We start from the raw sequence: 11,620 nt of genomic DNA, 5'->3' as shown, positions 1-11,620 counted from the left end.
GGGGCGCCTGAGTACGCGTACTCAGGCGCCCCGGCCCGTACAGCTCATTTCCGTGGGCTCTACACGGGCCAGTACGTGCGGCCCCACGACGTCGGCCCCGGCGCGGGCATCCGGTCGCGGGCCACGCGCGCGGGGTCCGACCAGGCGTCGAGGACGGCGGGCGCGCCGGACGGCTGGTCCGCGACCGCCGCGGCGCGCGCCTGGACCACCGCGAGTGCGGCGGCCAGCTCCTCCGGGGTGGGATTGCCCCGTACGACCTTGATCATGAACGGTCTCCTCACTGGGGCACGGTCTAGAGGGGGATGTTGCCGTGCTTCTTCGGGGGAAGGGATTCCCGCTTCGTACGTAGCTGACGCAGGCCCCGCACCAGATGGGCCCGGGTCTCCGACGGCATGACCACGGCGTCGATGTAGCCGCGCTCGGCGGCCGTGTACGGGTTGAGGAGGCGGTCCTCGTACTCCTGGATGAGACGGGCCCGGGTCGCCTCGACGTCGCCGGTGGCCTCGGCCGCCGCGATCGTCTTGCGGTGCAGGATGTTCACCGCGCCCTGCGCGCCCATCACGGCGATCTGCGCGGTCGGCCAGGCCAGGTTGAGGTCGGCGCCCAGGTGCTTGGAGCCCATGACGTCGTACGCGCCGCCGAACGCCTTGCGCGTGATGACCGTGATCAGCGGGACCGTCGCCTCCGCGTACGCGTAGATCAGCTTCGCGCCGCGGCGGATGATGCCCGTGTGCTCCTGCTCGACGCCCGGCAGGAAGCCCGGCACGTCGACGAAGGTGATGACAGGGACGTTGAAGGCGTCGCAGGTGCGGACGAAGCGGGCGCCCTTCTCGGACGCGTCGATGTTCAGACAGCCGGCGAACTGCGTCGGCTGGTTGGCGACGATGCCCACCGGGCGGCCCTCGATCCGGCCGAAGCCGGTGAGGATGTTCGGCGCGAACAGCGGCTGCGTCTCGAAGAACTCGGCGTCGTCCAGGACGTGTTCGATCACCGTGTGCATGTCGTACGGCTGGTTCGCGCTGTCCGGGATGAGGGTGTCGAGCTCGCGGTCCTCGTCCGTCAGCTCCAGGTCCGCGTCCTCCGGGAAGGCGGGCGGCTCGCTGAGGTTGTTCGAAGGCAGGTAGGAGAGAAGGGACTTGACGTACTCGATCGCGTCCTTCTCGTCGCCCGCCATGTGGTGGGCAACGCCCGACGTGGAGTTGTGGGTGCGGGCGCCGCCGAGCTCCTCGAAGCCGACGTCCTCGCCCGTGACCGTCTTGATGACGTCGGGTCCTGTGATGAACATGTGCGACGTCTGGTCGACCATGACCGTGAAGTCGGTGATGGCGGGGGAGTAGACGGCGCCGCCCGCGCAGGGGCCGACGACGAGGCTGATCTGCGGGATCACGCCGGACGCGTGGGTGTTCCTGCGGAAGATCTCCCCGTACATCCCCAGGGCCATGACGCCCTCCTGGATGCGGGCGCCGCCGGAGTCGTTGATCCCGATGACCGGGCAGCCGGTCTTCAGTGCGAAGTCCATGACCTTGACGATCTTCTGGCCGTAGACCTCGCCGAGTGCACCGCCGAAGACGGTGAAATCCTGGGAGAAGACGGCCACCGGGCGGCTGTCGACCGTGCCGTAACCGGTCACCACACCGTCGCCGTAAGGGCGGTTGGCCTCCAGGCCGAAGTCGGTCGAGCGGTGCTGGGCGAACTCGTCGAACTCGACGAAGGAGTGCTCGTCAAGGAGCAGATCGATGCGTTCGCGTGCCGTCAACTTGCCCTTGGCGTGCTGCTTTTCGACCGCGCGAGCCGAACCGGCGTGCTTGGCCTCCTCGATGCGGCGCTGTAGATCAGCGAGTTTTCCCGCAGTCGTGTGGATGTCGATACCTGCCTCGGTGGGGGCGGAGGTGTCGCTTGCGGCGCTTGGCACGGGCACGTTGGGCTCTTCCGGCTCGGACATAGGGATGCGGCTCCCTGCCTGCTCAAAGGGGCTACTGGCGGCTTGCGGCTGGGCTTGCTGTTGGGCTTGTGGCTGCTGTGACTCGCTTGCTACTGACTCGTAGGGTATCGGCGTGCCTACGGATCGGCAGTGCGGCGTTTACCACACCTAAGGTTGCTTGCATGACGCCGCGAGATGCAGCAGACGAACCTTCGGACACGCCTTCGGGCTCCCCTTCGAGCTCCTCTTCGGGCTCTCCTGACGCGAGTCGGTGGTCCGATCTCGAAAGGCCGCCCCTGAACGCCGCGTCGCTGCGGCGTGCGCTGGTGCGGGACGGTGGGTTGTGGACCTCCTTGGAGGTCGTGCCCGCGACGGGGTCGACCAACACGGATCTGGCGGGGCGGGCCGACGAGCTCCCCGAGGGCGCGGTCCTCGTCGCTGAGGAGCAGAGCGCGGGGCGTGGTCGCCTCGACCGGCGCTGGTCGGCGCCCGCGCGCTCCGGGCTCTTCTTCTCCGTACTCCTGAAGCCGGGGCCTGACGTGCCGGTCGAGCGGTGGGGGTGGCTGCCTCTCCTCGCCGGGGTCGCTGTCGCCACGGGGCTTTCCCGGGTGGCCGAAGTGGATACGGCGCTCAAGTGGCCGAACGATCTGCTGGTGACTGTGGGGGGAGAGGAGCGGAAGGCCGGGGGGATTCTTGCCGAGCGGGCGGGGGGTGCTGCCGGGGGTGGTGCGGGTGTGGTGATCGGTATCGGGGTCAATGTGAGTCTGCGGGCTGCTGAGCTGCCTGTGCCTGGTGCGGGGTCACTCGCGTTGGCCGGGGCGTCCACGGTTGATCGTGATCCGCTCTTTCGGGCCGTTCTTCGGTCTCTGGAGCAGTCGTACGTCGACTGGCGCGCCGTGGGGGGAGATCCGGCGGCTTCCCGGCTTCAGGAGACGTACGCGGCCGGGTGCGCGACGCTCGGACGCATGGTCCGGGCCGAGCTGCCGGGGGACCGGTCGATCACGGGGGAAGCTGTGGCTGTGGACGGTGACGGGCGGCTCGTGCTGGCTACGGGGGACGGGGTGCAGGAGCCTGTGGGGGCTGGGGATGTCGTGCATTTGCGGGGCGTCTAGGCGCCTGTGGCGGGTGGGGTGGCATACCGGCACGTCCCCTCGCGTACGCCGACTGGGCACTTCGCCAGCGGAGTCTGACGTGAGCTGGGGCACACCTGCCGTAAAGTTGGCGCCGGTCGATACCTGACCGCGGCAGATCGGAAGGGCAGCAGGCGTGAGCGTCGACGACACGGGCTCCGGCACGGGCGCATCCCCCGCTCCCGACGGGTCTGTCAGCGCTGCGTTCGATTCCATGGACTCCGGGGACGAGAAGCCGGGGGATCTGGAGAAGGATCCCCTCGCCCTGCGTCTTGAGGGGCTCATTCTCGGGGCGGATCGCCGTTACACACCGTTCCAGGCCGCCCGCAGCGCTGGTGTCTCCATGGAGCTCGCGTCTCGTTTCTGGCGGGCCATGGGCTTTCCTGACATCGGCCAGGCCAAGGCCCTGACCGAGGCCGACGTGCTCGCGCTGCGGCGCCTCGCCGGTCTCGTCGAGGCGGGGCTGCTCAGTGAGGCGATGGCGGTACAGGTGGCGCGGTCCACCGGGCAGACCACCGCGCGGCTCGCCGAATGGCAGATCGACTCCTTCTTGGAAGGGCTGACGGAGCCGCCCGAGCCGGGCATGACGCGGACCGAAGTGACGTATCCGTTGATAGAGCTGCTCCTGCCCGAGCTTGAGGAGTTTCTGGTCTATGTGTGGCGCAGGCAGTTGGCCGCTGCCACCGGGCGGGTTGTGCAGGCCGCTGATGACGAGGAGATGGTCGACCGGCGGCTCTGCGTCGGGTTCGCCGACCTCGTCGGCTTCACTCGGCTCACCCGGCGCATGGAGGAAGAAGAGCTGGGTGAGCTGGTCGAGGCCTTCGAGACCACTGCCGCGGATCTTGTCGCCGCGCATGGTGGGCGGCTCATCAAGACGCTGGGCGACGAGGTTCTGTACGCCGCCGATGACGCGGGCGTGGCCGCGGAGATCGCTCTGCGTCTGATCGAGACCATGGCCAATGACGAGACGATGCCCGAACTGCGCGTCGGCATCGCCTTCGGCACGGTCACCACGCGCATGGGTGACGTCTTCGGTACGACGGTGAACCTCGCGAGCCGTCTTACGTCGATAGCGCCTCGGGACGCGGTCCTGGTGGACAGCGCTCTCGCGGAGGAGCTGACGCGGACCGGGGATGCGCCTGCCTCGGAGACCGAGGCGGCGGAGGCTGCCGAGACAGCCGAGAAGGAGGGGGCTGAGCCGCCCTCCTATCGGTTTGCCTTGCAGCCCATGTGGCAGCGGCCCGTGCGAGGGCTTGGCGTCGTCGAGCCGTGGCTGCTCGCTCGGCGGAACTGAGTTCTCTGACGCCTACCCGGCGCTCCGTAGCAGTGGCATGATCCGCAGGGTGGTCCGGTAACGGGCGTTAACCAGACGTGGAGGAAGCCATGGGTGGCGAGCAGCGGTTCGGGGATTTTGTCAGCGTCAGGCGGCACGCCTACGTCGCCGAGCTTGTCCTTGACCGGCCCAAGGCCATGAACGCCGTGTCCACGGAGATGGCCCGTTCCATCGGTGCCGCCTGCGCCGCCCTCGGGGAGGACCGCGACACACGCGTCGTGGTCGTGACGTCCACCCATGAGCGTGCCTTCTGTGTCGGTGCCGACCTGAAGGAGCGGAACTCCTTTTCCGATGCCGAACTGGTGCGGCAGCGGCCCACCGCTCGGGCCGCCTACACCGGCGTACTCGAACTGCCCGTGCCGACCGTCGCGGCCGTGCACGGGTTCGCGCTCGGCGGTGGTTTCGAGCTGGCTCTCGCCTGCGATCTCATCGTCGCCGACCCGACCGCCGTGGTCGGACTCCCCGAGGTGTCGGTCGGCGTGATCCCCGGCGGCGGCGGTACGCAGTTGCTGCCGCGCCGTGTGGGTGCCGCGAGGGCCGCCGAGCTGATCTTCACCGCGCGGCGTGTGGAGGCGGGCGAGGCGCGGGAGTTGGGGCTCGTCGACCAGCTCGTGGGCGAAGGGGAGGACCGTACGGAAGCCCTTGCGCTCGCCGAGCGGATCGCCGGTAACTCGCCCGTAGGGTTGCGTGCCGCCAAGCGCGCGCTTCGGCTGGGGCACGGGCTCGACCTGCGTGCCGGTCTTGAGGTCGAGGACGCCGCCTGGCGCTCGGTGGCCTTCTCCGGTGACCGGGCCGAGGGTGTCGCCGCGTTCAACGAGAAGCGGAAGCCGGAGTGGCCCGGCGAGTAGCCGGAGTGGGTGGTGCGGGCGGTGGGTGGGAGTGGGATTCGCACTCTGTGTGATGTTTCGATCGCCCTAAATGCCGGAAATCTCCTAGCCTAGGGGGATGGGAGAGGACGTCCGGCTACGGGCCGTGGTCGTGCTGGCGCAGGGGATGGCTGCCGCGCACAGTCCGCGTGAGTCCTGGCGGGCTGCCGCCCTCGGTGCCTGCCATGCGCTGTCCGGCAGTTTCGCGGCACTGTCCGTCTGGGAGCGCGACCTCGGGCGGCTGAGGGTGCTCGTGAATGTGGGCGAACGGGCCGAGGGGGAGGAGGAGTTCCCGGAGCGCGAGGCGTATCCGGTGAACGAGTTCCCGGAGATCACCGAGTTCCTGCATGAGCGGTGGGCGGGCGGCGGTGCGCCGCACGCCTGGGTGGAGACGGCACAGGGGCCTGCGGACGCCGGCGTCCCCGGCTACTGCCATCAGCGCGTCGCCGCCCTGCGCAGGCGAGGCCGCGGCTGCTGCGTCGTCGCGCCGATCGTGCTGCACGGGCGTGCCTGGGGCGAGCTGTATGTGGCGCGGCCGGTGGGGGCGCCGGTCTTCGACCGCGGGGACGCGGACTTCGCGACCGTGCTCGCCTCGGTGGTCGCGGCGGGCATCGCGCAGACCGAAAGGCTGGAGGAGGCCCGCCGTCTTGCCTTCACCGACGCGCTGACGGGCCTCGCCAACCGGCGTGCCGTCGATCTGCGCCTTGAGGAGGCGGTCGAGCGGCACGTCGCGGACGGCACGGTGGTGAGCCTGGTCGTGTGCGACGTGAACGGCCTCAAGTGGGTCAACGACACCCAGGGCCACGCGGTCGGCGACCGCCTCCTCGAACGCTTCGGCTCGGTGCTCTCGCTGTGCGGGGCGATGCTGCCGGGGACCCTCTCCGCGCGGCTCGGAGGGGATGAGTTCTGTCTGCTTTCCGTGGGGCCGACGGCGGACGAGGTGGTGCGGGTCGCCGATGAATTGTGCGTACGGGCGGCTGAGTTGGAGCTGGGGGACGGGGTCGCGTGCGGGGTCGCGTCCACCGAGGATCCGATCGGTGAGGTGCGCTCGGCGCGCAGGCTGTTCCGCCTGGCGGACGCTGCGCAGTACCGCGCGAAGGCGGCGCGGGCGGCGAAGCCTGTCGTCGCGGGGCGCGAGGGCGTGGATGACCCGGTGGTGCGGCTCGCCGACTCCGAGGGGGCGCGGCGCCCTGTGGGGGAGCGGCGGCGGTTCAGGGGGCGGGGGGCTCGGTGATGGGCCTGCCGCGGGTCGGCGGGGGCTGGGCGCGCAGTTCCTCGCGCCCCTACTGGGCTACCCCTGAGTAAGAGGCTCAGACTGCATCCGCCCGTGACACTTGGCGATTCAGTCCGTACGCTGCTGAATATGGATATGCATACCGTGGTCCTGGGGACGTCCGGGACGACCGCAGTGGACGTCATCGCCGTCGCGCGCGGCAACGCCCGCATCGAGCTTTCGGCCGAAGCCGTGGCCGCCCTCGCCGCATCGCGCGAGATCGTCGACGCCCTCGCGGCCAAGCCCGAACCCGTCTACGGCGTTTCGACCGGCTTCGGCGCCCTCGCCACCCGGCACATCGGCCCGGACCTCCGCGCCCAGCTGCAACGCAACATCGTCCGCTCGCACGCGGCAGGCATGGGCCCGCGCGTGGAGCGCGAGGTGGTGCGCGCGCTGATGTTCCTGCGGCTGAAGACCGTCTGCTCCGGCCGTACCGGCGTACGCCCCCAGGTCGCGCAGACCATGGCCGACGTACTCAACGCGGGGATCACCCCCGTCGTCCACGAGTACGGCTCGCTCGGCTGCTCCGGCGACCTAGCGCCGCTCAGCCACTGCGCCCTGACGCTCATGGGCGAGGGTGACGCGGAAGGCCCGGACGGTGAGCTGAAGCCCGCGGGCGAGCTGCTCGCCGCGCACGGCATCGCCCCGGTCGAGCTGCGCGAGAAGGAGGGCCTCGCCCTCCTGAACGGCACTGACGGAATGCTCGGCATGTTGCTCATGGCCCTCGCCGATCTCGACGCCCTCTACAAGTCCGCCGACATCACCGCGGCCCTCACCCTCGAAGCGCTCCTCGGCACCGCCAAGGTCCTCGCCCCCGAGCTGCACGCCATCCGCCCGCACCCGGGCCAGGCCGCGTCCGCCGCCAACATGCTCGCGGTCCTCGCCGGTTCGGAGCTCACCGGGCACCACCAGGACGACGCGCCGCGCGTGCAGGACGCGTACTCGGTGCGGTGTGCTCCGCAGGTGGCGGGCGCGGGACGCGACACCATCGCCCACGCGCGCACGGTCGCCGAGAACGAGCTGGCCGCCGCCGTCGACAATCCGGTGGTCCTGCCCGACGGCCGGGTGGAGTCGAACGGAAACTTCCACGGCGCCCCGGTCGCGTACGTCCTGGACTTCCTCGCCATCGCGGCGGCGGACCTCGGCTCGATCGCGGAACGCCGCACGGACCGGCTCCTGGACAAGAACCGCTCGCACGGCTTGCCCCCCTTCCTCGCGGACGACGCGGGCGTGGACTCGGGCCTGATGATCGCCCAGTACACGCAGGCGGCGCTCGTGAGCGAGATGAAGCGGCTCGCGGTGCCGTCGTCCGCCGACTCCATCCCGTCCTCCGCGATGCAGGAGGACCACGTGTCGATGGGCTGGTCGGCGGCCCGCAAGCTCCGTACGGCGGTCGACAACCTCACCCGCATCGTCGCGATCGAGCTCTACGCGGCCACGCGCGCGGTCGAACTCCGCGAGGGCCTCACCCCGGCCCCGGCGACCCGCGCGGTCATCGAGGCGGTGCGCAAGGCGGGCGTCCAGGGTCCGGGTCCTGACCGCTTCCTCGCCCCCGACCTGGCGGCGGCGGACGCGTTCGTGCGGTCCGGTGCGCTGCTAGAGGCCGTGGAGCCGGTGACGGGTCCGCTGGCCTAGCCGCGCTGTTTCGTACGTCGATGGGGGCGCCGTCAGTAAATGACGGCGCCCCCATCGGCGGTGACGGCGGTGCGTCAGTCGCGGTCGACGTGCTCGTGGGTGATGGTGCCCTTGACCGCGTCGATCTCGAAGTCGGTCTTGTTCCAGTCCTTGGTGACGACGTCCACGGACCAGACGAGGGCGCCGCTGTCGTTGTCGTCCAGGCCGATGGAGGTGACCGTGCCCTCCTTCTTGTCCGTGGCGACCTTGGCCGCCTGCTCCGGCGACTGCTTGACGCGGGTGAGCCAGTCGGCCGTCTGCTTCTTGTCGTCGGCGTCCCGGTCGCGCTCGGGGGAGCCGATCACCTTGCCGGAGACCGCGTCGATGCGGACGGTGTGCGAGGTCCCGTCCTTCTCGGCGACCTCCGCGACCCACCGCGGTCCCGAGGAGCTGGCGCTCGGACTCGGGCTCCCGCTCGCGTCGGCCTTGTCGTCGCTGTCGCTGTCGTCGTCCGCGCCCTTCAGGTCGAGGTCGGTCAGCTTGCTGCCCGGGACCTTGTCCACCGCTGTGGCGGCGGCCTTGTCGTAAGTGACCTTGGTGGCGCTGAGCAGCGCCTTGCGTTCGGTCTGGTCCTGGGACGCGCTCTTCGACGGGGTGGCCGCCTGCTTCGGAACGGTCTTCGCCGCTTCCGAGGTCGCAGCGGCGGACGTCTTGCCGCTGTCATCGCCGCAGCCTGTCACCAGGGCCGCCGATGCCATGACGGCGCACACGGCGCCGACGAGACGGAGGTGGCGGGCGCGCGGGGTTCCGGTCTTCTTGTGCCGGGGCTCGAATCTCATATCCGCATGACTAGCCGTCCGCCCGTCCGGCCATGTGGAGAGGCGGCCAGGGTCACCCGAGTGCCCGGTGGGCGAGCCCCTCCACCAGGACGTCCACCGCGAACTCGAAGAGGGCGTCAGGGGATTCGGCGGGGGCGACGTCCGGGGCGGCGTTCCCGTGGAGAGCGCCCCTCAGTAAGCCGGACCCTGCCGTTCCCGTCGTACCGAATACGCCACGAACCCCGCCCCGAGGCCCAGGAACGCCGTCCCGCCGATCAGGTACGGAGTCGTGTCGACCCCGGCGCCCGTGTCCGCGAGGGGGCCCTTCATGGCGGTCGGGGCGGTGTGGGTCGCCTCGCCGTCCGCGGAGGACGGCGTGGCCCGGTGCTGTTCGGTGTGGACGACCTGCTCGGTTCCCGGGTTTTCCGGGCTGTCCGTGGATCTGAACGTCGCCGTCGCGTTGGCGGAGGGAACGAACCACAGGGCGCCGAGGAGGGCCCCTGCGGCAGTGGCGGTCAGCAGCGATCGGCGTGCGGACACGGAATCGGATCCCCCTTGTGGCGCTGGCGAATTGGCCGTGTGGGGCGATGGTAATGAAAGGTGCGGGTCGTGGGAAAGCCGCGGGGGGTGTGGGTCGTACGCTCCGACTCATGAGCACACCTGAGACATCACGTTTTGTACGGCTCCACGTAGAATTGGTCGTCGAGGTCGACGACTCCGGAGATCTCGCGGCCTCCGCCCTGCGCCGCATCGCGGAGGACGAGCACATGCCCGCCGAGGAGCGTCTGCACGCCGAGACGGCCGTCAAGGAAGACGACGCTGAGGCACTCGCCTATCTGGTGGATCCGTTCGACCTGGTCAGCAAGCTGCCCGGGGTGGAACTCTCGCAAGCTTCCTGGAGCAGCGAGCAGATCGAGTACGACCCCGATTCGCCGGATTGGGAGGCGGACGAGGATGATGTCGACGGCGAGGAAGAGGACGGCGAAGGCGGCCGGGGGCTCTAGACGGACACATCATCCGGATTGATCCGGAACCCATGGGGAATCCGTGGCCCCGGGTGGCAACCGCCACCCGGGGTTCTGTCGTCTCAGGGGTGCACGGCTGTCACCGGCGCATCGCGCGACGTGGTGTTCCCCACATCTTCGGCGGTAGTGGAACGGGACGTACCGGGCAGGACGTTATGCGGGATTACGGGGACTCTCGGCGTTCTTGGCGTGTTGGGGATTTCAGCAACGATGGAGAAGCGTGTGATGACGGACAGTAGGCGTCGGCCCGTGCGGCGCAAGGGGCTCGCGGCCGTGTCCGCTCTGGTCGGCGGCGTCCTTGTGCTCTCGGCCTGTAGCAGCGACGACGGCGACAAGAGTGCCGGCGGCAAGGAGTCGCAGAACCAGGTCGACGAGGCCGCCGCCAAGAAGACGTCCGAGGCCGATATCAAGATCGCGCCGAAGGACGGCTCCGACAACGCGGGCATCAACAACGCGGCCAAGGTCAAGGTGAGCAAGGGTTCGCTGACGGACGTCACGATGACGACCGAGGCGGGCACCGCGGTCGAGGGGCAGATAGCGGCCGACAAGAAGAGCTGGAAGCCCAGCGGTCAGCTCGAGCGCGCCACGACGTACAAGATCACCGCCACCGCCAAGGACTCCGGCGGCCGCAAGGCCCACGAGAACTCCAAGTTCACGACGGTCTCGCCGACCAACAGCTTCATCGGGAACTTCACGCCCGAGGACGGCTCCACGGTCGGCGTGGGTATGCCGGTGTCGATCAACTTCGACAAGGCGATCACGAACAAGAAGGACGTTCAGTCCCACATCAAGGTGTCGTCGAGCAGCGGCCAGGAAGTCGTCGGCCACTGGTTCGGCAACAACCGCGTGGACTTCCGCCCCGAGAAGTACTGGGACGGCAACTCCACCGTCACCCTGAAGCTGGACCTCGACGGCGTCGAGGGCGCGGACGGCGTCACCGGCGTCCAGGAGAAGACGGTCCAGTTCAAGATCGGGCGTAACCAGGTCTCCGTCGTCGACGCCAAGACGAAGCAGATGAAGATCACGCGGGACGGCAAGGTCGTCAAGACCATCCCGATCTCCGCGGGCTCCCCGGAGAACAAGACGTACCAAGGCCAGATGGTGATCTCCGAGAAGTTCAAGGAGACCCGTATGGACGGCGCGACGGTCGGCTTCACGGACGGCGACGGCAAGGGCGAGTACGACATCAAGGACGTGCCGCACGCCATGCGCCTGTCCCAGTCGGGCACGTTCATCCACGGCAACTACTGGGGCGCCAAGTCCATCTTCGGCGGCGCCAACACCAGCCACGGCTGTGTCGGCCTCGAAGACGCCAAGGGCGCGGGCGACAAGAGCACCCCGGGTGCCTGGTTCTACGACAACTCGATGGTCGGTGACGTCGTCGACATCCGGAACACCGGCGACAAGACGGTCCAGCCCGACAACGGCTTCAATGGCTGGGTCATGGACTGGGCGCAGTGGAAGGCCGGTTCGGCGGTCTGAGCCGACCCGGAAGACCTGCCTGAACCAACGGCGGGGGGGCGGCCCCCCCCCCCCGGGGGGGGGGGCCCCCCCCGCGGGGGGGGGGCCCCCCCCGCGGGGGGGGCCCCGGGGGGGGGCCGCCCAACCATAACAAGGGGGGCCCAAGTGAGACGCTGGGG

At 69.7% G+C, this 11,620-nt stretch carries 11 protein-coding genes; 7 read left to right on the top strand and 4 right to left on the bottom strand.

The annotated features are described in order from the left end of the window. Window positions 1-59: 59 nt before the first annotated feature. A complete protein-coding gene (locus tag ACGFSB_RS16205; protein WP_393399096.1) occupies window positions 60-266 on the bottom strand; it encodes an acyl-CoA carboxylase subunit epsilon in 207 nt (68 codons plus the stop codon). A gap of 26 nt (window positions 267-292) precedes the next feature. Next, window positions 293-1,942, bottom strand: coding sequence for an acyl-CoA carboxylase subunit beta (locus ACGFSB_RS16200; protein WP_393399093.1), 1,650 nt, complete (start codon window positions 1,940-1,942; stop codon window positions 293-295). Window positions 1,943-2,103: 161 nt separating this feature from the next. On the opposite strand from ACGFSB_RS16200, the gene ACGFSB_RS16195 reads away from it, so the two are divergent. The 5 genes from ACGFSB_RS16195 (at window position 2,104) to hutH (ending at window position 8,158) form a co-directional block, all read left to right on the top strand. Beyond that, complete coding sequence (locus ACGFSB_RS16195) at window positions 2,104-3,033, top strand: biotin--[acetyl-CoA-carboxylase] ligase (RefSeq protein WP_393399090.1); 930 nt, start codon at window positions 2,104-2,106, stop codon at window positions 3,031-3,033. A 154-nt stretch (window positions 3,034-3,187) separates the two neighbouring features. After that, window positions 3,188-4,345 carry an adenylate/guanylate cyclase domain-containing protein gene (locus ACGFSB_RS16190; RefSeq protein ID WP_393399088.1) on the top strand — a complete coding sequence of 386 codons (1,158 nt, stop codon included), beginning with the start codon at window positions 3,188-3,190 and terminating at the stop codon, window positions 4,343-4,345. Between the two features lie 89 nt (window positions 4,346-4,434). Further along, window positions 4,435-5,232 carry an enoyl-CoA hydratase/isomerase family protein gene (locus tag ACGFSB_RS16185; RefSeq protein WP_393399085.1) on the top strand — a complete coding sequence of 266 codons (798 nt, stop codon included), beginning with the start codon at window positions 4,435-4,437 and terminating at the stop codon, window positions 5,230-5,232. A 97-nt stretch (window positions 5,233-5,329) separates the two neighbouring features. Beyond that, window positions 5,330-6,484, top strand: coding sequence for a diguanylate cyclase domain-containing protein (locus ACGFSB_RS16180; protein WP_393399082.1), 1,155 nt, complete (start codon window positions 5,330-5,332; stop codon window positions 6,482-6,484). A 135-nt stretch (window positions 6,485-6,619) separates the two neighbouring features. Continuing rightward, window positions 6,620-8,158 carry a histidine ammonia-lyase gene (hutH, locus tag ACGFSB_RS16175; protein WP_393400129.1) on the top strand — a complete coding sequence of 513 codons (1,539 nt, stop codon included), beginning with the start codon at window positions 6,620-6,622 and terminating at the stop codon, window positions 8,156-8,158. A 74-nt stretch (window positions 8,159-8,232) separates the two neighbouring features. Here the strand turns inward: hutH and ACGFSB_RS16170 are convergent, their stop codons facing one another. Both ACGFSB_RS16170 and ACGFSB_RS16165 read right to left on the bottom strand, forming a co-directional pair. Then, on the bottom strand, window positions 8,233-8,976 hold the full coding sequence (locus ACGFSB_RS16170) for a PepSY domain-containing protein (RefSeq protein WP_393399080.1): 744 nt from the start codon (window positions 8,974-8,976) through the stop codon (window positions 8,233-8,235). A 171-nt stretch (window positions 8,977-9,147) separates the two neighbouring features. Beyond that, window positions 9,148-9,495 carry a hypothetical protein gene (locus ACGFSB_RS16165; protein WP_393399078.1) on the bottom strand — a complete coding sequence of 116 codons (348 nt, stop codon included), beginning with the start codon at window positions 9,493-9,495 and terminating at the stop codon, window positions 9,148-9,150. A gap of 110 nt (window positions 9,496-9,605) precedes the next feature. Between ACGFSB_RS16165 and ACGFSB_RS16160 the strand changes: the two genes are divergently transcribed. After that, entirely contained in the window at window positions 9,606-9,959 is a 354-nt protein-coding gene (locus ACGFSB_RS16160) for a hypothetical protein (RefSeq protein ID WP_393399076.1), read from the top strand. A 246-nt stretch (window positions 9,960-10,205) separates the two neighbouring features. After that, complete coding sequence (locus ACGFSB_RS16155) at window positions 10,206-11,462, top strand: Ig-like domain-containing protein (RefSeq protein WP_393399074.1); 1,257 nt, start codon at window positions 10,206-10,208, stop codon at window positions 11,460-11,462. Window positions 11,463-11,620 lie beyond the last annotated feature (158 nt).

Origin of the sequence: Streptomyces sp. NPDC048441 (assembly GCF_043200235.1) — a bacterium.
In the GTDB taxonomy this organism is placed as follows: domain Bacteria; phylum Actinomycetota; class Actinomycetes; order Streptomycetales; family Streptomycetaceae; genus Streptomyces.
The sequence above is the reverse complement of the archived record's forward strand: the minus strand, read 5'-3'. Positions and strand labels throughout refer to the sequence as shown.

Coding starts and splice junctions, on each gene's coding strand:
- ACGFSB_RS16170 (WP_393399080.1), bottom strand. CDS start 8,976: ATGAGATTCGAGCCCCGGCACAAGAAGACCGGAACCCCGCGCGCCCGC.
- ACGFSB_RS16200 (WP_393399093.1), bottom strand. CDS start 1,942: ATGTCCGAGCCGGAAGAGCCCAACGTGCCCGTGCCAAGCGCCGCAAGC.
- ACGFSB_RS16205 (WP_393399096.1), bottom strand. CDS start 266: ATGATCAAGGTCGTACGGGGCAATCCCACCCCGGAGGAGCTGGCCGCC.
- ACGFSB_RS16180 (WP_393399082.1), top strand. CDS start 5,330: ATGGGAGAGGACGTCCGGCTACGGGCCGTGGTCGTGCTGGCGCAGGGG.
- hutH (WP_393400129.1), top strand. CDS start 6,620: ATGCATACCGTGGTCCTGGGGACGTCCGGGACGACCGCAGTGGACGTC.
- ACGFSB_RS16185 (WP_393399085.1), top strand. CDS start 4,435: ATGGGTGGCGAGCAGCGGTTCGGGGATTTTGTCAGCGTCAGGCGGCAC.
- ACGFSB_RS16160 (WP_393399076.1), top strand. CDS start 9,606: ATGAGCACACCTGAGACATCACGTTTTGTACGGCTCCACGTAGAATTG.
- ACGFSB_RS16155 (WP_393399074.1), top strand. CDS start 10,206: ATGACGGACAGTAGGCGTCGGCCCGTGCGGCGCAAGGGGCTCGCGGCC.
- ACGFSB_RS16195 (WP_393399090.1), top strand. CDS start 2,104: ATGACGCCGCGAGATGCAGCAGACGAACCTTCGGACACGCCTTCGGGC.